Genomic DNA, 24,175 nt, shown 5'->3' on the forward strand with positions numbered 1-24,175 from the left:
CAAGACGCTCGGCTGGGATACCCCAGCCGAGCGTCTACGTGATCTACTCACCACCTGAAACCAAGTGGTGTTGCGACGACCCCTTGAACCCAAGGACGCGCTCGGGGGCCTCGTCGTGTCCTGGGGCCTCAGATCTCGTACGTGGCTCCCGGCGCCGCCAGTTCCACCAGGCCGCCGTACACCGCGCGGGCGTCCGCGAGGTTGATCTGCGGGTCCGTCCACGGCGGGACGTGGGTGAGGACCAGGCGGCGGGCCCGGGCCCGGGCGGCGGTCTCGCCGGCCTCGCGGCCGTTGAGGTGGAGGTCCGGGATGTCCTCCTTGCCGTGGGTGAAGGCGGCCTCGCACAGGAACAGGTCGCAGTCCCGGGCGAGTTCGTCCAGCGCCCTGGTGACCCCGGTGTCGCCCGAGTACGTCAGCGCCCGGCCGCCGTGCTCGACACGGATCGCGTACGCCTCCACGGGGTGGGCCACCCGCTCGGTGTGCACGGTGAAGGGGCCGATCTCGAACGTGGACGGCTTCACCGTGTGGAAGTCGAAGACCTCGCTCATCGACGAGGCGGTCGGCGTGTCCGCGTAGGCCGTGGTCAGCCGGTGCTCGGTGCCCTCGGGGCCGTAGACCGGGATCGGGTCGCAGCGGCCGCCGTCGTGGCGGTAGTAGCGGGCCACGAAGTAGCCCAGCATGTCGATGCAGTGGTCGGCGTGCAGATGGCTGAGGAAGATCGCGTCGAGGTCGTAGAGACCGCAGTGGCGCTGCAGCTCGCCCAGGGCGCCGTTGCCCATGTCGAGCAGCAGCCGGAAGCCGTCGGCCTCGACGAGGTAGCTCGAGCAGGCCGATTCCGCGGACGGGAACGACCCCGAGCAGCCGACGACGGTGAGCTTCATAAAGCAGAAACCTCCGCTGGCGGGACGTCGAAGGGGAAGGTGACAGGGGTCGTGCGGTCCGTCGAGCGTAAGGCGCGAAACCGCCGGTCGCTCCTCTCGCATGGGCTGTTGTGGGCGAACTCACCTGTGGTGTCACCGGATCGGCTGGACGTGGGGGCGTGTGAGGTACGGCAGAGGGCGCGCACTGGCGGTCGCGCGCCGGTAACGTCGTCTCCATGGACACGTCCTGGTGGCTGGCGCTCGCGGCGGTCGTGCTGCTCGCGCTCGTCGCCACGCTCGTCGACGGCTGGGGGCGGGGCCGCCGCCCGGCCGGGCGCAGGACCCGTCCGCCGGGACGCCCCTCGCGGTGGGGCGGTGCCGCGCGTCCGCGGCCGGCGGAGATCTGGTGGGCCAACGTCCCCTACGAGCAGGGCTCCGGGTCGAAGGACCGGCCCTGTCTGGTGCTCTCCGTGCGGGGCAGGCACGCCCGGGTCGCCAAGATCACCAGCAAGTACCACGACGAGCGCGCCGGAGTGATTCCGCTGCCGCCCGGCTCGGTGGGGGACGCGCAGGGGCGCACCAGCTTCCTGGAGACCGACGAGGTGCGGGAGGTGCCGGTGTGGGACTTCCGGCGCCGGGTGGGGGTCGTGGACCCGGTCCTGTGGGACCAGGTGCGGTACCTGGCCGGCTGAGGCGGGCGGCCGGTGCCGCGCCCGTGCGGTTCACGGCCGGGTCACCCGCACGGTGACGGTCCATTCCTGGACGGCCTTGCAGGAGACCTTGCCGGGGCCGGTCGGGCACAGCGGGCGTGAGGCGGTCAGCCGGGCGGTTCCGGGCGCGGCCGCGGTGTAGGCGGCGAGGGCGTCGCCCGGCATGATCACGATGCCCGCGTCGGCGCCCTTCAGGGCGGTGCCGGTGGCCCGGACCGGGGTCCAGGGGCGGTCCCTGGTCCCGTCGAGGGTGATGGTCAGACGTCCGCCCACGGCCAGGCAGACGGTGCGGCCGGAGTCGGCGGTGCCGAGTTCGGCCTGTGCGGCGCAGCCCGCCGGGTGCGAGGGGGTGGCGGAGTGCGGGGCGGAGGGGGACACCGAGGGGGGCACGGAACCGGAGGAGGACGGGGTGGGGGAGGCGGACGCCGCGGCGGTCGTCGCCGGGAGGGCTGTGCCGGCGCGGTCCGGGCCCTTGCCGTCGTCGGCCGCCCCGCAGCCGGCGAGGAGCACGGTCGCGGCCGCCGCGGTGGCGACGGTGGTGCGGTGAAGCGTCCTACGGCGCATGGGGCGGCCGCCTTTCTGCTCTCTGCCGTTACGTCTGCCCAGTGCCCTGGTGCCGATGTGACGTTTCTCCAGCACATCAGGATCCCCTCCCCCACGCACGCGGAGCGTCCGGCACGCGGGAGCGGCCGGCACGCGGGGGTGCGGGGCGGGGGTGCGGGGGACGCGCCGGGTGGCAGCGCGGGGCAGGAAAGTAGCGGACCTCGGTGCGGGGCAGGGAGGTGCCGGACCGCGGTGCGGGGCAGGGAGGTGCCGGACCGCGGTGCGGGGCAGGGAGGTGCCGGACCGCGGTGCGGGGCAGGGAGGTGGCGGGCGCGGGGTCCGGGGGCCGAAGGCGCCGCGCGAAGGCGCGGGGCCGGCACGCGCCGCGCGCGGACGCCCGAGGCCGGGAAGCGCCGGGCGGAGACCCGAGGCCAGGGGCGACGCGGGGCGAGCAGGTAGGGGCGCGGGGCCCGGGACCCCAAGGCGGCCGCGCCGAGACCCGGGGCCGGCACGCGCCGCGCGCGGACGCCCGAGGCCGGGAGCGCGGCGCGAGGCCGGGAGCGCGGCGCGAGGCCGGGAGCGGCGCGAGGCCGGGAGCGCGGCGCGAGGCCGGGAGCGGCGCGAGGCCGGGAGCGCGGCGCGAGGCCGGGAGCGCGGCGCGAGGCCGGGAGCGGCGCGAGGCCGGGAGCGCGGCGCGAGGCCGGGAGCGCGCGGCGGGGCAGGGCGCGGCGCGAGGCCGGGAGCGCGCGGCGGGGCAGGGCGCGGCGGGGCAGGGCGCGGGGCGGGCGCGGGAGACGGATCGGCCCGCTCGGGCCCGGAAACGGGTCGGCCCCCTCGGGTGAGGGGGCCGGACGCAGGCGCGAGGGGCAGGCCGGGCGGGGGCCGGCGGGCTACGCCCAGAGCTGGCCGTGGAGGGTCTTGACGGCCTCCTCGGTGGTGGCGGCCGTGTAGACGCCGGTGGAGAGGTACTTCCAGCCGCCGTCGGCGACGATGAACACGATGTCGGCGCTCTGCCCCGCCTTGACGGCCTTCCTGCCCACGCCGATCGCGGCGTGCAGGGCGGCGCCCGTGGAGACGCCGGCGAAGATGCCCTCCTGCTGGAGGAGTTCGCGGGTGCGGGTGACCGCGTCGGCGGAGCCGACGGAGAAGCGGGTGGTGAGGACGGAGGCGTCGTACAGCTCGGGCACGAAGCCCTCGTCGAGGTTGCGCAGGCCGTACACCAGGTCGTCGTAGCGCGGCTCGGCGGCGACGATGCTGACGTCCGGCTTGTGCTCACGCAGAAAGCGGCCGACGCCCATCAGGGTGCCGGTGGTGCCCAGGCCGGCGACGAAGTGGGTGATCGACGGCAGGTCGGCGAGGATCTCGGGGCCGGTGGTGGCGTAGTGCGCGCCGGCGTTGTCCGGGTTGCCGTACTGGTAGAGCATCACCCAGTCCGGGTGCTCGGCGGACAGCTCCTTGGCGACGCGCACCGCGGTGTTCGAGCCGCCGGCGGCCGGGGAGGAGATGATCTCGGCGCCCCACATGGCGAGCAGTTCGCGGCGCTCGGCCGAGGTGTTCTCGGGCATCACGCACACCATGCGGTAGCCCTTGAGCCGGGCCGCCATGGCCAGCGAGATGCCGGTGTTGCCGGAGGTGGGCTCGAGGATCGTGCAGCCCGGGGTGAGCCGGCCGTCCTTCTCCGCCTGCTCGATCATGTGCAGGGCGGGGCGGTCCTTGACCGAGCCGGTCGGGTTGCGGTCCTCCAGCTTCGCCCAGATCCGGACGTCGGCGGACGGTGACAGCCGCGGCAGGCGCACCAGAGGGGTGTTGCCCACCGCGGCCAGCGGGGAGTCGTAGCGCATCGCGGGTCAGCGGCCGATCAGCGCATTCCGCCGGCGACGGCCGGCAGGATGGTCACGTTGTCGCCGTCGGCCAGCTTGGTGGAGATGCCGTCCAGGAAGCGCACGTCCTCGTCGTTGAGGTAGACGTTGACGAAGCGGCGCAGCTGGTCGCCGTCCACGATGCGGGCCTGGATGCCCGGGTGCCTGGACTCGAGGTCGGCGAAGAGCTCGGCGAGGGTCTCCCCGGTGCCCTCCACCGCCTTCTGGCCGTCGGTGTACGTGCGGAGGATGGTCGGGATGCGGACCTCGATGGCCATGGCGTCAGGGCTCCTGTCGGAAATGAGTCAGGTCGGTGGGCGCGACAGCGCGGGCGTCTCGTGTACGCGGGGCGGGGCGCCGTCGGCTCACGGCCGTACGGCGGCAGGGGCGGGCGTCAACAGATGGCGCTGGCCAGCCTGCACAGGTCGACGTGCAGCCGCGCGACGAGCAGCGTGCCCGGCGTCTTGTCGCTCACGTCGTGGATAACCATGAGGTCATCGTATCGATTCCCGGCCCCCGAACCGGAGTGTCGTTCCACACTCCGGATGCTCTTCGACCACTGGTTGAGATACGGGAGCTCAGTGGGGATCGACGACCTGGACCTCCTCCTCCGTGACCTGGCCGTCCACGATCCGGAACGAGCGGAACTGGAACTCGCCCGCGCCGTCGGCGTCGGCGGTGGACACCAGGACGTAGTGGGCGCCGGGCTCGTTGGCGTAGGAGATGTCGGTGCGGGAGGGGTAGGCCTCGGTGGCGGTGTGGGAGTGGTAGATGATCACCGGCTCCTCGTCGCGGTCGTCCATCTCGCGGTAGAGCTTGAGCAGGTCCTGCGAGTCGAACTCGTAGAAGGTGGGCGAGCGGGCCGCGTTCAGCATGGGGATGAACCGCTCGGGGCGGCCGGTGCCCGCGGGTCCGGCGACGACGCCGCAGGCCTCGTCGGGGTGGTCCTCGCGGGCGTGGGCGACGATCCGGTCGTACAGCGCCTGGGTGATGGTCAGCATGCCGGAAAGGATAAGCAAGGGGCCGTTCCGTACCGGGGAGTGGTACGGAACGGCCCACATGGCGGACGCCCTGAGCGGCTGCCGGAGCGGGTTCCACGAGTATCCGCTCCGGCCGGGCGTCCGGTCCGGGGAAGGCGGCCGGTCAGCCGACCTTCTCGAGCTCCGCCTCGCGTCGCTCGGTGACCTGCGGGTGGCGCGCCTTCAGCACCGCCCAGCCGATGGCGAGGGCGGCGGCCCACACCGCCATCACGTACAGGCAGATGCGGGAGTCCGCATCGTAGGCGATCAGGCCGGTGACGAACAGCAGGAAGGCGATGGCGATGTAGGAGCACACCGCGCCGCCGGGCGCCGGGAAGGAGGAGGCGCGCAGCCGGCCCGCGTCGACCGCCCTGCGGTACAGCACGTGGCTGACGAGGATCATCAGCCAGGTCCAGATGCCGGCGGCGGTGGCGACGGAGGTGACGTAGCCGAAGGCCTTCTCCGGGACGACGTAGTTGAGGATCACGCCGATGCCCATGAAGGCGACCGAGACCGTGATGCCGAGCGCGGGGGTCTTGGTGGCCGACAGGCGGCTGAAGACCCGGGGTGCCTCGCCGTTGTCGGCGAGGGTGCGCAGCATGCGGCCGGTGGAGTACATGCCGGAGTTGCAGGAGGACAGGGCCGCGGTGAGGACGACGAAGTTGACGATGCCTGCGCCGGCCGGGATGCCGATGACGGCGAACGCCTTCACGAAGGGGCTGACGCCCTCGGAGAACTCGGTCCACTTGACCACGCACAGGATGACGGTCAGGGCGCCGACGTAGAACAGCGCGATCCGCCAGGGCAGGGTGTTGATCGCCTTGGGGAGGGTCTTCTCGGGGTCCTCCGACTCGCCGGCGGTCACGCCGACCAGCTCGACGGCGAGGTAGGCGAACATCACGCCCTGCAGGGTCATCAGCGAGGAGCCGATGCCCTTGGGGAAGAAGCCGTCGAACTGCCAGAGGTTGGAGACGGTGGCGGTGTCGCCGGCCTGGCTGAAGCCGAGGGTGAGCACGCCCAGGCCGATGACGATCATGCCGATGAGCGCGGTGACCTTGACCATCGAGAACCAGAACTCGATCTCGCCGAAGAGCTTGACGGAGATCAGGTTGGCCACGAAGAGGACGACCAGGAAGACCAGTGCCGTCACCCATTGCGGGACGGCGGGGAACCAGTAGTGGACGTAGATCGCGGCGGCCGTCAGCTCGGCCATGCCGGTCACCACCCACATCAGCCAGTACGTCCAGCCGGTGAAGTAGCCGAAGAACGGGCCGAGGAACTCGCGGGAGTACTCCGCGAAGGCGCCCGAGACCGGGCGGTACAGGAGCAGCTCGCCGAGCGCCCGCATGATGAAGAAGATGATCACGCCCGCGAGGGCGTACATGACGATGAGGCTGGGGCCGGCCTTGGCGATGTTGGCCCCGGCTCCCAGGAAGAGGCCGACGCCGATGGCGCCGCCGATCGCGATCATCTGGACCTGGCGGCTGCCGAGCCCTCGTTCGTACCCCTCTTCGGGAGCGGTTCCGGTGCCCTGCGAAGCGGTGTCGGTGACCTTCGAAGAGGTCATGTGTCGTGCGCCTTTCTCCATGCCGACCCGGGCCGTTGGTCGGCCGCGGATCGGGTCTCGATCCCCCCGGATGATGGAGTTGGTGCCTGGCCGGCTGTTGCCGGCTCGGTGGCGCACCCGGATGGACATGGGTGGTGTCCGCCGGGCGGTCGTGAAGATTTATCACGCCCGCAACACTGATCGCCCGGGTCACTTGTGGCGCACGACACAGGGAGAACCGGACAAAGTGCGCTCGAAGGGTGCACATCCGGCCGCCACGGTGACGCGATCGTTATCCGGATTTGAGCGTCCGCTGAGCGAACACGGAACGGTCACATAAAGGGGTGGATCAGGGCAGAAGTGTGGAGACCAGGGTCTCCTGGAGTCCGCCCAGCCACAGATAGGCCATCACCATCGGCTTGCGCGGGTCCTCGTCCGGGAGCCGGTAGAGGTCGTCGCTGTCGTCCTCGTCGCCGATCTCCAGCCGGGCGCCGATGGCCAGGCGCAGGTCGTTGAGCGCCCCGAGCCACCGCCTGGAGTCCTCCGGCGCCAGCTTCAGCACCGCGCCGCCCCGGCCGGCCGCGGCCAGCTCGTCGAGGGCGTGGATCACCGCGAGGGCGTTCTCGCGCTTGCCGGCCCGCAGGTCGTTCTCGGTGTAGCGGCGGAACTCCGCGGAGCGGGCGCGCCGCTCGGCGGCCTCCTGCTCGGTGGCCGGGTGCTGCTCGGGGTCGCTGTAGGCGTCCGGGAAGAGCCGCTTGAGGACCGGGTCGGAGGGCGGTTCGCTCGGGCCCTCGGCGAAGAGCTCGGCCAGCGGGTCGTCCGGGGCGTCCTCGGCGGGGCCGGGGCCGATCAGCTCCAGGAGCTGCACGGCCAGCGAGCGGATGATGGAGATCTCGACCTCGTCGAGGGCGACGGCCGCACCGCCGCCGGGGAGCGGTTCGAAGTGTCCTGGCATGAAGGGGGTTCGCTGCTTCCGGTCCGGGCGGGGTGGGGGGCTACTTGCGGTCCTGCTGGAGGGTGGCCCACAGACCGTAGCCGTGCATGGCCTGCACGTCCCGTTCCATCTCCTCGCGGCTGCCGCTGGAGACGACCGCCCGGCCCTTGTGGTGGACGTCGAGCATGAGCTTGGTGGCCTTGTCCTTGGGATAGCCGAAGTACGTCTGGAAGACGTACGTCACGTAGCTCATGAGGTTCACGGGGTCGTTGTGGACGATGGTGACCCAGGGGACGTCGGGCTCCGGTACGGCGAAGACCTCCTCCGCCGACTCGGTCTTCTCGATCTCGATGGGTGCCGCTGCCGTCACATGGCCCATGCTGCCACCACAAGGGGGTGGGAGCACAAACGAGCAGGGCCGTGACGGCGAAGGCGGGTGAAGCGGGGCGATGAAGGCGGGCGAAGCGGGGCGGCGAAGGCGGGGCGCGGACACCGGGCGAACCTTAAATCGTCAGAGTGACGAAATGGGGGTACGATCTGTCGCCATGAACACAGCGGACCTTGGGCTGCCGGTGGACGTTCCCTCGACGGCGCTCTTCACCGACCACTACGAGCTGACGATGCTGCAGGCCGCGCTGAAGGCCGGCACGGCGGACCGGCGCAGCGTCTTCGAGGTCTTCACCCGGCGGCTGCCGGACGGCCGCCGCTACGGCGTGGTGGCCGGGACCGGGCGCGTGCTGGACGCGGTGGAGAACTTCCGCTTCGACGACCGCGTGCTGCGCTTCCTGCGCGAGCGCGGGGTCGTCGACGAGCCGACCCTGCAGTGGCTCGCCGGCTACCGCTTCTCCGGCGACATCTGGGGCTACCCCGAGGGCGAGGTGTACTTCCCCGGCTCGCCCGTCATGCGGGTGGAGGGGTCCTTCGGCGAGTGCGTGCTGCTGGAGACCGTCATCCTGTCGATCCTCAACCACGACTCGGCGATCGCCGCCGCGGCCTCCCGCATGTCCTCGGCCGCGGGCTCCCGGCCGCTGCTGGAGATGGGCGCGCGGCGCACCCACGAGCTGGCCGCGGTCGCCGCCTCCCGCGCCGCCTACGTGGGCGGCTTCAGCGCCACCTCCGACCTGGCCGCCGGCTTCCGCTACAACATCCCCACCATCGGCACCTCCGCCCACGCCTTCACCCTGCTGCACGACCGGGAGCGGGACGCCTTCCAGGCCCAGGTGGACTCCCTGGGCCGGGACACCACGCTGCTGGTGGACACCTACGACGTCGCCGAGGCGGTCGGGCTGGCGGTCGCCATCGCCGGGCCCGAGCTGGGCGCGGTGCGCATCGACTCCGGGGACCTGCTGCTGGTCGCGCACCGGGTACGGCAGCAGCTGGACGAGCTCGGCGCGCACAACACCAAGATCGTCGTCACCTCCGACCTCGACGAGTACGCCATCGCCTCGCTCGCGGCCGCCCCCGTGGACGCCTACGGCGTGGGCACCCAGCTGGTGACCGGCTCAGGCCACCCGACCGCCTCGATGGTCTACAAGCTGGTCGCCCGCGCGGACTCCCCCGACCCCAAGGCCCCGCTGAAGCCGGTGGCGAAGAAGTCCACCGGCGGCAAGACCTCCGTCGGCGGCCGCAAGTGGGCGGCGCGCCGCCTGGACGCCCAGGGGATCGCGGAGGCCGAGGTCGTGGGCACCGGGCCGGTGCCGCCCGAGCTGGCCGACCGGCAGCTCCTGGTCGAGCTGGTGCGCGGCGGCGAGGTCGTCGGACGCGAGCCGCTCGACGCCGCCCGGGACCGGCACGCCGCCGCCCGCGCCAACCTGCCGCTGTCGGCGACCCAGCTCTCCCGCGGGGAACCCGTCCTTCCGACGGAGTACGTCCACCTGGGCTCGGGTAGCTAAAGGCGGTGGCCCCGCACCGCACGCCGCCGAATTCCCCCTCCCGCCGGTCCCCCGCAGTCCCTAGGCTCGTAGGTTCACCGGCCGGTCCCGCACCCGACACACCCGCCGATCCGACAGCCGAAGGACACCGACCATGCGCCGCGCCTTGATCGTCGTTGACGTGCAGAACGACTTCTGCGAGGGGGGCAGCCTCGCCGTCGCGGGCGGCGCCGACGTCGCCGCCGCGATCACCGAGCTGATCGGGCAGGCGCCCGCCGGCTACCGGCACGTGGTCGCCACCCGCGACCACCACATCGCCCCCGGCGGGCACTTCGCCGACGACCCGGACTACGTCCACTCCTGGCCCGCGCACTGCGTCGCGGGCACGGAGGGCGTGGGCTTCCACCCGAACTTCGCGCCCGTCGTCGCCTCCGGCGCGGTGGACGCCGTCTTCGACAAGGGCGCCTACGCGGCGGCGTACAGCGGCTTCGAGGGCACCGACGAGAACGGCGTGCCCCTCGCGGACTGGCTGAAGGCCCGCGGCATCGAGGAGGTCGACATCGTGGGCATCGCCACGGACCACTGCGTGCGCGCCACCGCCCTGGACGCGGTCAAGGAGGGCTTCCGCACCCAGGTGCTGCTCGACCTGACCGCCGGGGTGGCCCCGGAGACCACCGAGCGGGCCCTGGAGGAGATGCGCCGGGCCGGCGTGGAACTCACGGGCAAGCCGGTCGTCGCGTAGGGGTCGGCCTCGCACACAGGGGTTCGCGCGGCCGTCTGCGCCGGTGGGCGGCCTGCGGCACTCCTCGTCGCCGCCTGCGCCGGTCGGCGGTCGCGGCGGCCTCGCGCGACCTTCTGCGCCGGTGGGCGGCCGTCGCGCCCCGCCCGGCCGTTGCGCGTACGTCGGCGGGCCTGCGCGCCCCGCCGCGGCCGTATCCGCCGGTGGGCGGCCTGCTGCGCCCGCCAGGCGGCCGCGGACGCTCGCGAACGGGCGCGGCGGGGCGCGGCGGGCGTTCTACGGGATCTGGGCCTGGGCCCGGGCCGTCGCGGCTGTGCGGCGCCGTAGCAGGGCTCTGATCGGCTGCCACAGTTCGAGGGCGCCGGCGGGCGCGCCGACAGCGTTGTCGGGCGATGTGCGCCATATCAGGCCGTCGGGGTGGTGCAGCACCGCGGTGATCTCGTCGGGGGTGGGCGGGGCGGTGTTGCCCCGCAGGTAGACCGCGCGCAGCCCCAGGTTGCGCAGCCGGGTCAGGGCGCGGGCGCGGTTGCGGGCGTGGACGAGCACGCGGACCCCGCCGTGGCCGTCGTGGGGGGTGCCGGGCAGGTTCAGTGCCACGACCACCGTGCCGTTCGGCAGCTTGCAGAAGCCTCCTGCGGCCATGCGGTCACTTCCCCGTTCCGGTCGGTGTCGATGTCGGTGTCAATAAGCAATCCACAGCACGCACCTAAACACGATCGGCGGCAACCCGCCAGGGGTTGCCGCCGATACGTCTGTGACCTGCGGAGATACCGACTACTTCACCGCGCGGCCGACCTCGAACTCGATCGTGGAGCCGTCCTTGGCCTCCTTGGTGATCTTGATCTTGGTGTTGGTGTCAGTGATCTTGACACCGGCCGCCGGGTTCGAGGCGTCGTAGTAGGTGCTGGTGTGGTCGTTGAAGACCGGCACCCCCTTCGACGACGGGACCCAGGCCGCGACGTCCGCCTTGTGCAGCAGCATGCCGTCGGTGCGGAAGGTGCTGAACGTGGAGTCGTAGGCCTGGATGCGGTTGCGCATCAGCGTGCCGTCGGTCCACTTCAGCACGGTCGGGTGCGAGTCCACCGGGAGGATCAGACCGGTGCCCGGGTGGGCGCTGGTGTTGTTGTCCGCCTCGGAGGTGTCCCACTTCCAGATCAGCAGGCCGTTCTGGTACGCGTAGTGCTCCACCCAGTCCGGACGGGACGCGAAGCCGAAGTTGTACGGGCCGGTCTTCAGCGTGGTGTCGTACGAGACGTACTGACGGTTCTCGGCGATGTAGTACTGCTTGTAGTCCTTGGTGAAGGACGCGCCGATCCGGGAGAAGCCGTTCGCCGTCCAGGCCGCGTCGGCGCTCTCGGCGTTGTCGGAGAACACCGCGGAGCCGTCGGCGGTCAGGGTGATCTCGTCGGCCGCGAAGCCCTTCAGCGCCACCCCGCCGTCCGTCTGGTAGCGGAAACGCAGCTGGATCTTCTGGCCCGCGTAGGCGTCGAGGTTGTACGCCAGCTTCTTGTAGCCGGTGACCGAGCCCGTGAGCGCCGGCTTGTCGCTGCCGTCGCGCGGGATGGCCTGGCCGTCCACCGTGCCGTCCACGGCGGTCCAGTTGGCGCCGCCGTCGGTCGACACCTCGGTGTAGAGGTAGTCGTAGTTGGCCTCGATGTCGTACCAGCCGTCGAGCGTCAGCGCGGCCGACTTCTTGCCGGTGAGGTCCACCGACCGGGTCAGCGTGTTCTTCAGGTCGTCGCCGCTGCCGCTCCACCACTGCGTGGCGCCCTGGGCCGGGGTGACGACCGTGGTGGTGACCGCCTTGTCGGGCAGCGAGACCACCGCGGCCTGCCGGTACTTGGTGTTGTACTCGGACACGCCCAGCTTGTGCCAGGACTTCACGCCGGCCTTGGCGGTGTCGTAGTTCAGCCAGCCCAGCTGCAGCTTGTCCCAGGCGTTCATGTCGCCGGGCAGGTCGCCGATGGCGTCCTTGCCGCGGCCGAGCCAGGAACCGGACGACATCAGCGTCCAGAAGCCGGTGGAGTTCTCGCCGCCCGCGGTGTCGTACTCGTCGGGCAGACCGAGGTCGTGGCCGTACTCGTGCGCGTAGACGCCGAGTCCGCCGTTCTCCGGCTGGATGGTGTAGTCGCCGACCCAGATGCCGGAGTCGCCGATCTGCGCGCCGCCGAGTTTGTTGTGGTCGGGGCCGGTGGCGCCGGCGTCGGTGCCGAAGGCGTACCAGCGGTGGGCCCAGATCGCGTCGGTGCCCTGGACGCCGCCGCCCGCGGACTCGTCCTCACCGGCGTGCACGATCTGGAAGTGGTCGATGTAGCCGTCCGGCTCGTTGAAGTTGCCGTCGCCGTCGAAGTCGTAGCGGTCCCACTGGTCGTAGTTGGCCAGGTCCGCCTTGATGTCGGCGTCGGACTTGCCGGCCGCCTTCTGCTGCGCGACCCAGGCGGTGACGCCGTCCTTGACGACGTTCCACACGCTCGGGCAGTTGGTGGAGCCGCAGTAGTTGGAGCCGTAACGGGCCTCGTTGTAGGGCACCTTGACCCAGTCGGAGACCTCGCCGTCGACCGAGTAGCGGCCCGAGGACTGCTTCTCGTAGTACTTCTTGACCGACTCGGTCTTCTTGCCGGTGCCGAAGTACAGGTCCTGGAAGTGCTGCTGGTTGTAGTCCTTCTGCCAGGCCGTCGAGTTGTCCTTCGTGCGGTCCGGCTTGGCGATCTGGTTGTGCAGCGGACCGGCGGTGCCGCCGTACTTCGGGTCCGTCTTGTCGCCGAACTCGACCAGGATGGTGAAGATCTTGTCGGTCTTCTCCCGGCCCAGCTCGACGTACTTGCTGTCGCCCTTCTTGCTCTTGAGCTGGACGACCTTGGAGCCGTGGCGCTCCTGGAGCTTGGTCTTCCCGGCGATGAGCTGGTTCAGGGCCTCCTGGCGCTGGGCGTCCTGAGTCTTGCTCAGCGGCCCGTCCAGGTCGTGCGACTTCATCTTGACCGGCTGCGGGTCGTGCCGGTCCGCGGTGGCGGAGGCGCCCGTGGAAGCGGCCTCCGCGACGGCGAACGTCGAGAACGTGGCGGTAGCCGCCGCGAGGGCCACGCCTATCGCGGCCGTTCTGAACGTCCAGGGTCTAGTTGTCACTTGATGTCCTCCCCTGACGCGTGCCGTGCGCGCGGTAGGGGGGTCTTCAGGTACGAGAAGTCCGCGCGCGTGCAACGCGTGTAGTCAAGTGACGACATTTGACTAGAGGTTAACGAGAAAAGACAGACCTTGACTTGGACAGTTCAAGTGCACTATGCGGAGTCCGCGTCCGCTTTGCGGACGGGGTGCCCAAGCGGTGCAAGCGGGAACAAGCGGGAACAAGCGGTGCAGACAGGGTGCCGGCGCGGCGCGGGGGCGGTCTCTGGGCGGCGCGGCGGGGAGTTCGGCGCGGGGGCGGCGGGGGTTCGGCACAGGGGCGGTCCGGGGGCGCGGTGGATGCGGCCCGGGAGCGGCGAAGGGTACGGTCCGGGAGCGGCGGAGGACACGGTCCGGGGAAGGCGAAGGGTACGGTCAAGGCGCCGCGACGGGCGCGTGGTTCGTCCACTTGGTGGACGCCATGACTCCGTGCGCCCCCCGTGCACCGGCACCGTGGGTTAGGTCACGCTTACCGGGCGTTCCGCTCGGGCATGCAGCCGATTAGAGTCGACTGGCGGAACGCCCACGAGTCGGCGGAAAGCCAGGCCGTCGTCCCTTCGCACCCCCAAAATCTTCCGAGGACACGATTGCCATGCCTCGTCCGACTGCCGCACAGCTCGCCTACGGCTCCTGCACCGTGATCTTCTCGACGCTCGCCATGCTGCTGCTGTCACAGACGAGTTCGGGCGTCGGCATCGCGGTCATCTCCCTGGCCGCCCTCGCGCTGGGCCTGCTGGTCGCCATGACCGCGCCCGCGCCGAAGGCGCGCGTGGCGGCGCCCGCCGCGCCCGCCGCGGAGCAGCGGGCGCCGCAGCAGCTGGCGGCCCGGCGCCGGCCGGTCTCCGCGGGCGCGGAGCCGGTGCGGGAGCGGGCGGCGTCCTGAAGGCCCGGCCGCCGTCCCGCGCACCGGCCGGTGGCGGCCGGCCCTAAGTGGTGCTGACCACCACGGTCTTGGCGGCCTTGTCGTGCAGGCCCTGCTTGTACGGCCGGTCGAAGTAGCTCCAGCCGCCGGAGATCGCCAGCCAGAAGCAGGCGCAGCAGAACCAGCAGGGCACCCAGAGCACGGCCGCGCGCGTCAGCGAGGTCGCGGTGGACGGGGTGGAGCCGTCCGCCAGGTTGGCCACGCGGATGCCCAGCCACTTCTTGCCCAGGGTCTGCCCGGACCTGGCGGTCAGGAAGGTGTCGTACGCCACGTAGAGCACCACGGCGACCACCGACTGCCAGATGGACCGGCCGACGTCCACCCGGTCGGCGTTCACCATGTACTCGTTGACCCTCAGCAGCCAGGTGAGCAGCCAGACGACGATGCCGACCAGGATCAGGTCGACGAGCCGGGCCAGGGTGCGCTTGCCGCTGTCGGCGAGCGGGGGCATGCCGGCGAGCGGATCGGGGGCGTACGGGACGCCGCCGTACGGGCCTCCGCCGCCGTAGGGGCCGCCGCCACCGTAGGGGCCGCCGCCTCCGCCGTAGGGGCCGCCGCCGTACGGCCCGCCGCCTCCGCCGGGAGGGCCTCCGCCCTCGTACGGCCCACCGCCACCGTGGGGGCCGCCGCCTTCGCCGGGAGGGCCGCCGCCCTCTCCGGACTGGCCGCTTCCGCTGTAGGGGTTGCCTCCGCCGTGCGGGTCGCCGCCGGACGGGCCGCCGCTGCCGTACGGGTCACCGTCCGCAGGGCCGCCGCCGGGGGGCGGTGGCTGGTCGCCGTGCGGTGGGGGCGGCGGGCCGGAACCCTCGGGCGGTTCCGAGCCGTGGGGCGGTTCGGTGCTCATGGGCCGAGTGCACCCCGAGTCCGCGGCGGCCGCATCCGGCGAGCGGCCGTCCGGCTGACACGGTGGCGGCCGTACGGGTCCGGATTGCGCCGTCCCGGTCAGCCCGCGACGAAGGTGTGCGCCGCCTTGTCGTGCCAGCACTGGCGCCACGGCCGGTCGAACAGGCACCACAGGACGCCCACGAGGCCGATCACGAGCAGTCCCGGCACGCTGTAGACGAGCCAGCGGCGCAGGGCCGCGCCGAACGACGGGGGCTCGTGGCCCTCGATGTCCCGCACCTGCAGACCGCAGAGTTTCTTGCCCGCCGTGCGGCCCCATCTGGCGGTGGGCAGGGCCTCGTAGAGGACACCGAAGAGCAGCAGGACCGCGAGGACGATCCCGAGGCAGGTCGCCGTCGTGCCGTCCAGCAGCCAGACGGTGACGGTGCGGCCGGAGAGCCTGGCCGCGTCGATCTTGTCGTTGACGTGCTCGACCGCCCGGGTGCCCAGCGGTACCGCCGCGACGGCGGTGACGGCGCCGAGGACGACCGTGTCGACGAGCCGGGCGGCCAGCCGCCTGCCCAGGCCCGCGGGCCGGGCCGCCGCCTGCCGGCGCGCGGCGGCCTGGAACGGGTCCTCCACCGGCGGCTTCCAGGGCGCGACGGGCTGCTCCTCGCCGGCGCCCGCGAGCTGGTGCACCTGCTGGGCCCAGGAGGACTGCCCGCCGCCGGGCCCGGCGGTGACGGGGGCGGAGGCGGGCACCGCGGCCGGCGTGGCCGGGGAGGCCGCCGCGGCGGCCTGCTGGGCCGCCGGGCCGGCCGAGGGAACCGAGGGGGCGGGCGTGCCCGCCGCGCGGGCGGAGGGCGCCGCGGCGGAGGCCGGCGGCTGCGGCTGTGCCGGCGCGGGCGGCTGTGGCTGCGCCTGCGCGGCCCGGGCCGCGGCCGACTTCCCGGCCGCGAAACCGGGGCCGCCCGCCGGCGCGGGGCCGCCGCTCGCGCCGGGACCCGCCCCGGGCGCCCCGGGCGCCCCGGGCGAGTGCTGGGGGCCGGACGGGGGCGCCTCGGCTGCCGGCGTCCCGGCGTCACGCGCACCGCCCGGGGTGCCCGGGCCGCCCGGACCGCCCGGGGTCCCCGCGCCGCCGAACCCGCCGCCGCCCTGCGCCGGCACCGCCGCCGAGCCACCGGAACCCGTGGTTCCGGCCGCGGGCCCGGCCGCCGGGCGTGCCTGGCCCGGGACCGGACGGAAGGTCATCGTGCCGTCGTCGGCGGGCCCGGAGGGGCTGGGAATGCCGGCGGCGGGCGGGTTCCCCGGAGCCCCCGCCGCATCGGCCGCGCCCGCACCGCCGCCCGCACCCTGGCGGCGGAAGACGAAGGTGCCGTCGGGGGCAGGCCCGGCCCCGGCGCCGGGGGCCTGGTCCGGCTCGACGGGCGGGATGGTCGCCGTGCCGTCGGTCCTGGCGGCGTGGCCCTCCGGCTGCCTGGCCGGGGCCGGGCCGGCGGCGTGCGCGGTCCTGGGGCCGGCCGCGCCCGGGGCGCCCCAGGAGACGCGGCGGTCCTGGTCGCCCCCGAAGCCCGACTGGTGGGAGCGGTCGGCGCCCCACGCCGAGGCCGACTCCGGGCGCCTGCCGTACGGGGAGGCCTCCGGGGCGGCGGGCTGGTCGAGCGGGTCCTCGTCGAAGAAGTGCGGCCCCGTCTCCTCGACGGACGGCCGGGCGGGCCGGGCGCCGGGCGGCGGGCTGAGCGGCTCGCCGTCGGCCGGCGCGGGCCGGCTGGTGCCCGGCACCCACGCGGCGCCGTTCCAGTACCGGACGTAGCCAGGGATGGACGGGTCCGGGTAGTACCCCTCGCGGGGCCTGTCGTCACCGGGTGCCGGGGTTGGGGCGCTCATGTCCGTCGTCCCGTATCTGCTCGGGGTCGTCTGGGGGCCTCAACATCTACCAGACGCGGGACGGCGGCACCGCCGGTCCGGCCCGAGCCACTCCTTTCCGGGCAACCTCGTACATCTGCTTCACCACCACGGAAGCGAAAGGCGCACACGGTAGTCCCGACGGTCCGCGTCATGCCCGCCGTCCGCCCGGCTCTCCCCCTCGGCGGGGCCCGCCGAGGGCCACGCGGAGACGGGAACGGAAGAGGAAGTGAGGTGCCGGCGCACGGCGGGGTACCGGCGCGTGGGCGGGGTACCGGCGCGGGAGCGGGGTGGTGTCAGAAGAGCTTGCCGGGGTTGAGGATGCCGAGCGGGTCGAAGACCTGCTTGATCGCCCGCTGCATCTCGATGCCGACGGGCCCGGCCTCGCGGGCCAGCCACTCCTTCTTCAGCACGCCCACGCCGTGCTCGCCGGTGATGGTGCCGCCGAGTTCCAGGCCGAGGGCCATGATCTCGTCGAAGGACTCGCGGGCGCGCCGGGACTCGTCGGGGTCGCTTGCGTCGAAACAGACGGTCGGGTGCGTGTTGCCGTCCCCGGCGTGCGCGCAGACACCGATGGTGAGCTGATACTTCTCGGCGATGCGTTCGATGCCGTCGAGCATCTCGCCGAGCCGCGAGCGCGGTACGCACACGTCGTCGATCATCGTCGTGCCCTTCACCGCCTCGAGCGCGGTGAGCGACAGCCGCCGGGCCTGGAGCAGCATCTCGGACTCGGCCGCGTCCTCGGCGGGAACGACCTGGGTGGCGCCGGCCGCCTCGCACAGCGCGCCGACGGCGGCCAGGTCGGGGGCGGGGTCCGGGGTGTCGAAGGCGGCCAGCAGCAGGGCCTCGGTGGTCTCGGGGAGGCCCATGTGGGCGAGTTCGTTGACGGCCTTGACCGTCGTACGGTCCATGAGCTCCAGCAGCGACGGCACGTGGCCGCCCGCCATGATCCGGCACACCGCCTCGCAGGCGGCGGCGGCCGAGCCGAACTCGGCGGCCAGCACCAGTTGCTGCGGCGGCCGGGGGCGCAGGCCGAGGACGGCCTTCACGACGATGCCGAGGGAGCCCTCGGAGCCGACGAACAGGCGGGTCAGGTCGTACCCGGCGACGCCCTTGGCGGTGCGGCGGCCGGTGGACATCAGTCGGCCGTCGGCCAGCACGACCTCCAGGCCCAGCACGTACTCGGCGGTGACCCCGTACTTGACGCAGCACAGGCCGCCCGAGGCGGTGCCGATGTTGCCGCCGATGGTGCACATCTCCCAGCTGGAGGGGTCCGGCGGGTAGTACAGGCCGTGCTCGTTCACCGCGCGGGAGAGCGCGGCGTTGACGACGCCCGGCTCCACGACCGCCACCCGGTCGACCGGGTTGATCTCCAGGATGCGGTCCATCTTGGTCAGGGACAGCACGATGCAGCCCTCGGAGGCGTTGGCCGCGCCGGACAGTCCGGTGCGGGCGCCCTGCGGAACGACCGGGACGCGCAGTTCGGTGGCGGTGCGCATGACGTGCTGCACCTGTTCCACCGTGCGCGGCAGGACGACCACGGCCGGGGCGCCGGACGGGCAGAAGCTCGCCATGTCGTTGGCGTAGGAGGCCGTGACGTCGGGATCGGTGAGGACCGCCTCGGCCGGCAGGCCCGCCAGGAGCCGGTCGGTGAGGTTGCCCTGCGCTTCGTCGGGTGGGGCTTGGATACGGCTCATGATCACAGCGTCGCACCAGGGGCCACCGGTGTGAAGCCCGGCGGGAGGGCACTTCGGCCGGGCGGGGCGGGTGGGGCTGCAGAGGACGGAGGGGCAGATGGGGCGCCGCGGTGGGGGCGGGCGGGCGTCCCGTCCCGTCCCGTCCCGTCCCGTCCCGCCACTCTGGGTCCCAGACGCCCGCGCGGCCGCGCGGTTCCCTCGCCCGGCCGCGCGGTGCGCGGCGGCCGATCCGGTCCGCCCGGCCCATCCGTCCGCCCGGCTCTCCCCCTTGGCGCGGTACGCCGGGTCCGCGCGGTCCGCTGAGGCCGCCGGGTCCGCCCGCTCCCGCCCGCTCCCGCCTGGCCCGCCCAGTCCGCCCGGTCCGCTGAGGCCACTGAGGCGGCTGAGGGCAGCAGCCTGGACCCGGGCCGGGCCGGGCCACCAGGGCCCCGGCGGGCGTCCGCGGGCCGGCGGGCCGGTCCGTCCACCGGCGGGCGGGTCCGTCCACCAGCGGATGACGGGCCGCCCGGCCTGCGGAGGGCCGCCCGGCCAGTGCAGGGCCTGTTCGGCCAGTGCAGGGGCCGGTTCGAGCGGGCGGCGGACCCGTCCGGCGGACGGCTGGCGGCGCGTCCGGCGAATAACGGGGAGTCCGCCCGGCGAGTGGCCGGGAGTCCGTCCGGCGGATGGTGCGGATCCGTCCGACGCGTGGCCGGGAGTCCGTCCGGCGGATGGTGCGGATCCGTCCGACGCGTGGCCGGGAGTCCGTCCGGCGGATGGTGCGGATCCGTCCGGCGGGTGGCCGGCGGGCGTGGGCCCGGGTCGTGTCCGGTGGGCCGGCGCGGTACGGCGCACAGTGGGCGCCATGGACAAGCCCGCGCCGAGCCCGGCCACGCCCCCGACGAGCCCGGCCATGCCCCCCACGACCGTGACGTCGCGCCCCTCCCGTCCGCTGCCGCGGGCACTCGTCGCGCTGGCCGTGGTGGCCGGTGTGCTCGGCGCGCTGTGGATGGCGCTGCCCGGCCGGCGGCCCTCGCCCCGGCCGCCCGCCCCGGCGCCCGGAGCGGCCGCGCTGACCGCGGTCACCGCCGGGGTGCCCGCCGCGCTGCCCGACCTGACGGCGCTGATCGGCGACCGGGAACGCCGGGTCCGGGCCCGGCCGCAGGACGCCCGGGCGTGGGCGGTGCTCGGGGCGGCCTACGTCGAGCGGGGCCGGCGGACGGCCGGCCCGGCGAACTACCGGATGGCCGACGACGCGCTGCGCACCTCGCTGCGCCTGCGCCCGCGCGGGAACCCGGAGGCGCTGGACGGACTGGCCGCGCTGGCGAACGAGCGGCGGGACTTCCGGACCGCCCGCTCCCGGGGCGAGGAGGCGCTGAAGCTGGAGCCGCGGCGGTGGACGACGTATGCGCTGCTGATCGACGCCTACACCGGGCTCGGGGACCACGGTGCCGTCCGCCGCACCCTGGACAGGCTGCTGAAGCTCGAGCCGTCGCCCCGCCCGGCGGTGCGGGCGCGGGCGGCCGGCGTCTACTGGGACCGGGGCTGGCGCGAGGACGCGGCGGCGCAGCTGTCGGACGCCGCGGCGGCCGCGACCACGCCCGCCGAGCGGGCCGCGTACCTGGAGCGGGCCGGGAGGATCGCCTTCGACCGCGGCGACCGCGAGGACGCGCTGCGGCACTTCGAGGCGGCCCTGCGCCTGGACGCCGGCCGGTGGGAGGCCATGGCCGGCCGGGCGCGGACGCTGGCCGCGCTGGGGCGGACCGAGGAGGCGGTGCGGGCGTACCGCGGGGCGCTCGAGCAGCGGCCCTGCCCCGAGTACACGCTGGAGCTGGGCGAGCTGTACGAGTCACTGGGCAGGCAGGAGGAGGCGACGGCGCAGTACGGCCTGCTGCGCGCCTGGGTCCGCCGGGGCGCGGCGTCCGGGGTGGACGGCGACCTGGTGCTGGGCCGGTTCGAGGCGGACCACGCGGACGCCGGGTCCGCGGTGCGGCGGCTGCGCGAGGAGTGGCGGCGGCAGCCGGGGACCTCGGTGGCGGACGCGCTGGGGTGGGCGCTGCACCGGGCGGGGCAGGACGAGGAGGCGCTGAGGTTCGCGACGGCGGCCACGGACGCGGCGAAGGGCGGCGGTGTGCGCGACGCGCTCCACGCCTACCACCGGGGCGTCATCGAAGCCGGCCTCGACCGGCCGGGAGCGGCCCGCCGCCATCTGGCGGAGGCCCTGCGGACCAACCCGTACTTCTCCCCGTTGTGGGCGCCCCGGGCCCGGGCCGTGCTGGACGAACTGGGCGAGCCGTCACCGGCGGACGTCCCCGCGGACGCGGACAGGCCGAACGTCACCGGCGGGGCGACCGGTGCGGCCGGCGCCGCGGGGAGCTCCGGGGCCGTCGCCGGTTCCTCCGGTTCCACCGGTTCCACCGGTTCCACCGGTTCCTCCGGTTCCTCCGGTACGTCCACGGTTCCGGAGCCTCCGCGGGCGCCCCGGCCGTCCGAGGCGCCGTCGGCTCAGCGGACGCCCGGGGCGGCGGAGACTCCGCGGGAGGCGGCCGGCGCCGGAACGCCCGGCACACCGCCGTTCGGCCCCCGGCAGCCGGGTCCCGGACCGGCCTCCGGCACCGGCACCGGCACCACAGAAACCGGGGGCAGCGGGGACACCGGGAGCGGCGGGGACACCGGGGGCGGAGGGAACTCCGCGGGACCGGAGCCCGGCACCCAGGCACAGGCCCCGGCGCGACCGCCGGAGCCGGCGTCCCGCCCGCGCCACTGACCCGCACTGACCCACACTGACCCGCACTGACCCACACTGACCGGCGTCGGCGCCGGCGCCGGTCAGCGGTCCGCCCCGCACGGGCGGACCCCCGTCAGAGGTTGCCGCGACGCTCCTGCTCGCGCTCGATCGCCTCGAACAGGGCCTTGAAGTTGCCCTTGCCGAAGCCCATCGAGCCGTGCCGCTCGATGAGTTCGAAGAAGACGGTCGGGCGGTCCTGGACCGGCTTGGTGAAGATCTGCAGCAGATAGCCGTCCTCGTCGCGGTCGGCGAGGATCTTCAGCTCGCGCAGGGTGTCGATCGGCACGCGGGTGTCGCCGACCCACTCGCCCAGGGTGTCGTAGTAGGAGTCGGGGGTGTCGAGGAACTCGACGCCGGCCGCGCGCATCGTCCGTACGGTCTGCACGATGTCGTTGGTGTTCAGCGCGATGTGCTGGACGCCCGCACCGCCGTAGAACTCCAGGTACTCGTCGATCTGGGACTTCTTCTTGGCGATGGCGGGCTCGTTGATCGGGAACTTGACCTTGAGGGTGCCGTCCGCGACCACCTTCGACATCAGCGCGCTGTACTCGGTCGCGATGTCGTCGCCCACGAACTCCTTCATGTTCGTGAAGCCCATGACCTTGTTGTAGAACTCCACCCACTCGTTCATCCGGCCGAGCTCGACGTTGCCGACGCAGTGGTCGATGGCCTGGAAGACGCGCTGGGCGGGCGGCGCGACGACGGGCGCCGCGGCGACGTACCCCGGCAGGTACGGGCCGTCGTACCCGGTCCGCTCGACCAGCGTGTGGCGGGTCTGGCCGTAGGTCGCGATCGCGGCGAGGACGACCGTGCCGTGCTCGTCCTTCAGCTCGTACGGCTCCTCGACCGAGCGGGCGCCGTGCTCGACGGCGTAGGCGTACGCGGCCCGCGCGTCCGGCACCTCGATGGCGAGGTCGATGACGCCGTCGCCGTGCTCGGCCACGTGCTGGGCGAGGAAGTGCCCCCAGGCGGTGGCGGGCTTGATCACCGAGGTGAGCACGAACCGGGCGGAGCCGCTCTCCAGTACGTAGCTCGCGGTCTCCCGGCTGCCGTTCTCCGGTCCGGAGTAGGCGACCAGCTTCATGCCGAAGGCCGTGGAGTAGTAGTGCGCCGCCTGCTTGGCGTTGCCCACGGCGAAGACGACCGCGTCCATTCCCTTGACCGGGAAGGGGTCGGCCTGCCGGGCGGTCGTGTCGGGAGTGTGCTCTGTGGTCTGCGTCATAGCGGAAGGTTCACCCGGCCCCGCAAGGTGCGCAATAGTTTGTACTTTCACTGGGCAGTCTGCTCAGTGAATGGCGGCGTACGGCGGACTTTCTGTACAGGATGACCACTCGGGAGGCGGGACCGTGGCGATCGATCACCTGGACGGCCGCATCATCGTGCTGCTGGCGCGCGAGCCGCGCATCGGTGTGCTGGAGATGTCACGGCGGCTGGGGGTGGCCCGGGGGACGGTCCAGGCCCGGCTGGACCGCCTCCAGTCGGGCGGGGTGATCCGGGGCTTCGGCCCCGAGGTGGACCCGGCGGCGCTGGGCTACCCGGTGACGGCCTTCGCGACACTGCAGATCCGCCAGGGCCAGGGCGCGGAGGTGCGGGCGCATCTGTCCACCGTCCCGGAGGTGCTGGAACTGCACACCACCACCGGCACCGGGGACATGCTGTGCCGGCTGGTGGCGCGGTCGAACGCCGACCTGCAGCGGGTGATCGACCGGGTGGTCGCGATCGAGGGCATCGTCCGCGCCTCGACGGCGATCGTCATGGAGAACCCGGTGCCGCTGCGGATCATCCCGCTGGTGGAGCAGGCGGCCGCGGAGGACGGGCCCGGCACGCCGCCCCGGCCGCGCACCTAGCTAGCTAGCAGGCGGGTACGGCGCCCTTCCCCGTCTCCAGCGCGGTCAGGGCGGCGACCGCGCTCTTGAGGCTGGTCACCGGAACCAGCCGCAGTCCCTCGGGCAGTTCCGACGCGGCGTCGGCGCACTCGGCCCTCGGGACGAGGAAGACGGTGGCGCCGTCGCGCCGGGCGGCCTGCGTCTTGAGGGCCACGCCGCCCACGGCGCCGACCGTGCCGTCGGGGCTGATCGTGCCCGTACCGGCGATGGTGCGGCCGCCGGTGAGGTCGCCGCCGCGGCCGTCGCCGTCGAGCTTGTCGACGATGCCCAGGGAGAACAGCAGGCCGGCGCTGGGCCCGCCGACGTCGGCGAGCCTGAGGGTGACCTTGACGTCCTTGACGTCCTTGCCGTTGGACCGCAGGTAGCCCAGGGCCGCCCGGGTGGCCGCGTCCTGCGACTGCCTCATCTGCTCGGCGTTGTGCCGCTCGATCTCCTTCAGGCTGTCGCCGCTCGGGTAGACCGCGTCCCGCGGCAGCACCGCCCGGTCCGTGGCGAACCAGCCGTCGACCACGTCACCGAGCGAGACGTGCGCGTCCGGGCCGGTGGCCTCGATGGTGGTCATACGGAGCTGCCCGCTGGTCTTCCGGGTGGGCGCGCCGGAGACGGTGATGACCTGGGTGCCCTTGTTCTCGCCGAGCACGTTCGCCGTCATCCCGGGCTGCGCCACCGAGAACGGCAGCGGCGCGAACACCGCGGCGCCGATCAGGCCCACGACGGGCAGCGCGCAGACGGTGAGGGCCTGGGGGCGTGTGAGGCGAGAGAGCACGCCCTCAATCTACGCGACCACAAGTTCGGGCCACCTGCCGGCGACGGCGCCCGGAGCGGGGCGAGGCGGGGGGCGCATGGAACCGGGCGGGGCGGGGCCGCCCGGAGCCGGGGGAGGCGGGCGGTCGGGCGAGGCCGGGCAGGGGGGCAGGCGAGGCGCGGGCGCCCGGAGCC

Annotated in this window: 21 protein-coding genes and 1 pseudogene; 6 read left to right on the forward strand and 16 right to left on the reverse strand. The window is 73.5% G+C overall.

What is annotated here, in order from left to right; genetic code table 11:
* Positions 1-128 precede the first annotated feature (128 nt).
* Positions 129-881 (reverse strand): MBL fold metallo-hydrolase, encoded by a 753-nt coding sequence (locus ACI2LW_RS21695; RefSeq protein WP_404732849.1) that lies wholly within the window; start codon positions 879-881, stop codon positions 129-131.
* A gap of 215 nt (positions 882-1,096) precedes the next feature.
* Here ACI2LW_RS21695 and ACI2LW_RS21700 point away from each other — a divergent pair, with 215 nt between their 5' ends.
* On the forward strand, positions 1,097-1,552 hold the full coding sequence (locus tag ACI2LW_RS21700; RefSeq protein ID WP_404732850.1) for a type II toxin-antitoxin system PemK/MazF family toxin: 456 nt from the start codon (positions 1,097-1,099) through the stop codon (positions 1,550-1,552).
* 30 nt (positions 1,553-1,582) lie between these two features.
* On the opposite strand, the gene ACI2LW_RS21705 is transcribed toward ACI2LW_RS21700, so the two are convergent.
* The 8 genes from ACI2LW_RS21705 to clpS form a co-directional block, all read right to left on the reverse strand.
* On the reverse strand, positions 1,583-2,134 hold the full coding sequence (locus ACI2LW_RS21705; protein WP_404732851.1) for a hypothetical protein: 552 nt from the start codon (positions 2,132-2,134) through the stop codon (positions 1,583-1,585).
* An 869-nt stretch (positions 2,135-3,003) separates the two neighbouring features.
* Positions 3,004-3,954, reverse strand: coding sequence for a PLP-dependent cysteine synthase family protein (locus ACI2LW_RS21710; protein ID WP_404732852.1), 951 nt, complete (start codon positions 3,952-3,954; stop codon positions 3,004-3,006).
* 17 nt (positions 3,955-3,971) lie between these two features.
* Positions 3,972-4,250, reverse strand: coding sequence for a MoaD/ThiS family protein (locus ACI2LW_RS21715; protein WP_404732853.1), 279 nt, complete (start codon positions 4,248-4,250; stop codon positions 3,972-3,974).
* Between the two features lie 116 nt (positions 4,251-4,366).
* Positions 4,367-4,462, reverse strand: coding sequence for a putative leader peptide (locus ACI2LW_RS21720; RefSeq protein WP_397659627.1), 96 nt, complete (start codon positions 4,460-4,462; stop codon positions 4,367-4,369).
* A gap of 88 nt (positions 4,463-4,550) precedes the next feature.
* Positions 4,551-4,973: a Mov34/MPN/PAD-1 family protein gene (locus ACI2LW_RS21725; RefSeq protein ID WP_404732854.1), complete on the reverse strand. Its 423-nt coding sequence runs from the start codon at positions 4,971-4,973 to the stop codon at positions 4,551-4,553.
* Positions 4,974-5,115: 142 nt separating this feature from the next.
* Positions 5,116-6,558 carry an amino acid permease gene (locus ACI2LW_RS21730; RefSeq protein WP_404732855.1) on the reverse strand — a complete coding sequence of 481 codons (1,443 nt, stop codon included), beginning with the start codon at positions 6,556-6,558 and terminating at the stop codon, positions 5,116-5,118.
* Positions 6,559-6,886: 328 nt separating this feature from the next.
* Positions 6,887-7,492, reverse strand: coding sequence for a DUF2017 domain-containing protein (locus ACI2LW_RS21735; protein ID WP_404732856.1), 606 nt, complete (start codon positions 7,490-7,492; stop codon positions 6,887-6,889).
* Positions 7,493-7,532: 40 nt separating this feature from the next.
* Positions 7,533-7,850: an ATP-dependent Clp protease adapter ClpS gene (gene clpS, locus ACI2LW_RS21740; protein ID WP_404732857.1), complete on the reverse strand. Its 318-nt coding sequence runs from the start codon at positions 7,848-7,850 to the stop codon at positions 7,533-7,535.
* Positions 7,851-8,016: 166 nt separating this feature from the next.
* On the opposite strand from clpS, the gene ACI2LW_RS21745 reads away from it, so the two are divergent.
* Together ACI2LW_RS21745 and ACI2LW_RS21750 are read left to right on the forward strand one after the other, a co-directional pair.
* Positions 8,017-9,363 carry a nicotinate phosphoribosyltransferase gene (locus ACI2LW_RS21745; protein ID WP_404732858.1) on the forward strand — a complete coding sequence of 449 codons (1,347 nt, stop codon included), beginning with the start codon at positions 8,017-8,019 and terminating at the stop codon, positions 9,361-9,363.
* A gap of 133 nt (positions 9,364-9,496) precedes the next feature.
* Positions 9,497-10,084, forward strand: a complete 588-nt coding sequence (locus ACI2LW_RS21750; protein ID WP_404732859.1) for an isochorismatase family protein — start codon at positions 9,497-9,499, stop codon at positions 10,082-10,084.
* Positions 10,085-10,357: 273 nt separating this feature from the next.
* Here ACI2LW_RS21750 and ACI2LW_RS21755 read toward each other — a convergent pair whose 3' ends face one another.
* A complete protein-coding gene (locus ACI2LW_RS21755) occupies positions 10,358-10,723 on the reverse strand; it encodes a hypothetical protein (RefSeq protein WP_404732860.1) in 366 nt (121 codons plus the stop codon).
* A gap of 132 nt (positions 10,724-10,855) precedes the next feature.
* Positions 10,856-13,204, reverse strand: coding sequence for an immune inhibitor A domain-containing protein (locus tag ACI2LW_RS21760; protein ID WP_404732861.1), 2,349 nt, complete (start codon positions 13,202-13,204; stop codon positions 10,856-10,858).
* 628 nt (positions 13,205-13,832) lie between these two features.
* On the opposite strand from ACI2LW_RS21760, the gene ACI2LW_RS21765 reads away from it, so the two are divergent.
* Positions 13,833-14,123 (forward strand): hypothetical protein, encoded by a 291-nt coding sequence (locus tag ACI2LW_RS21765; RefSeq protein ID WP_404732862.1) that lies wholly within the window; start codon positions 13,833-13,835, stop codon positions 14,121-14,123.
* A gap of 43 nt (positions 14,124-14,166) precedes the next feature.
* Here the strand turns inward: ACI2LW_RS21765 and ACI2LW_RS21770 are convergent, their stop codons facing one another.
* The 3 genes from ACI2LW_RS21770 to ACI2LW_RS21780 form a co-directional block, all read right to left on the reverse strand.
* On the reverse strand, positions 14,167-15,006 hold the full coding sequence (locus ACI2LW_RS21770; protein ID WP_404732863.1) for an RDD family protein: 840 nt from the start codon (positions 15,004-15,006) through the stop codon (positions 14,167-14,169).
* A 98-nt stretch (positions 15,007-15,104) separates the two neighbouring features.
* Positions 15,105-16,871 (reverse strand): RDD family protein, encoded by a 1,767-nt coding sequence (locus ACI2LW_RS21775; RefSeq protein WP_404732864.1) that lies wholly within the window; start codon positions 16,869-16,871, stop codon positions 15,105-15,107.
* A gap of 314 nt (positions 16,872-17,185) precedes the next feature.
* Positions 17,186-18,592 (reverse strand): FAD-binding oxidoreductase, encoded by a 1,407-nt coding sequence (locus ACI2LW_RS21780; RefSeq protein ID WP_404732865.1) that lies wholly within the window; start codon positions 18,590-18,592, stop codon positions 17,186-17,188.
* An 883-nt stretch (positions 18,593-19,475) separates the two neighbouring features.
* Here ACI2LW_RS21780 and ACI2LW_RS21785 point away from each other — a divergent pair.
* Positions 19,476-20,876 (forward strand): annotated as a pseudogene (locus ACI2LW_RS21785) (tetratricopeptide repeat protein); the annotation flags it as partial.
* Positions 20,877-21,423: 547 nt separating this feature from the next.
* Here the strand turns inward: ACI2LW_RS21785 and hppD are convergent.
* Positions 21,424-22,572 (reverse strand): 4-hydroxyphenylpyruvate dioxygenase, encoded by a 1,149-nt coding sequence (gene hppD, locus ACI2LW_RS21790; protein ID WP_404732866.1) that lies wholly within the window; start codon positions 22,570-22,572, stop codon positions 21,424-21,426.
* A gap of 124 nt (positions 22,573-22,696) precedes the next feature.
* Here hppD and ACI2LW_RS21795 point away from each other — a divergent pair, with 124 nt between their 5' ends.
* Positions 22,697-23,197, forward strand: coding sequence for an Lrp/AsnC family transcriptional regulator (locus ACI2LW_RS21795; RefSeq protein ID WP_404732867.1), 501 nt, complete (start codon positions 22,697-22,699; stop codon positions 23,195-23,197).
* A 4-nt stretch (positions 23,198-23,201) separates the two neighbouring features.
* Here the strand turns inward: ACI2LW_RS21795 and ACI2LW_RS21800 are convergent, their stop codons facing one another.
* Positions 23,202-24,002, reverse strand: coding sequence for a S16 family serine protease (locus ACI2LW_RS21800; RefSeq protein WP_404732868.1), 801 nt, complete (start codon positions 24,000-24,002; stop codon positions 23,202-23,204).
* Positions 24,003-24,175: the final 173 nt, after the last annotated feature.

Source organism: Streptomyces sp. NPDC004065 (genome assembly GCF_044903565.1).
In the GTDB taxonomy this organism is placed as follows: Bacteria; Actinomycetota; Actinomycetes; order Streptomycetales; family Streptomycetaceae; genus Streptomyces.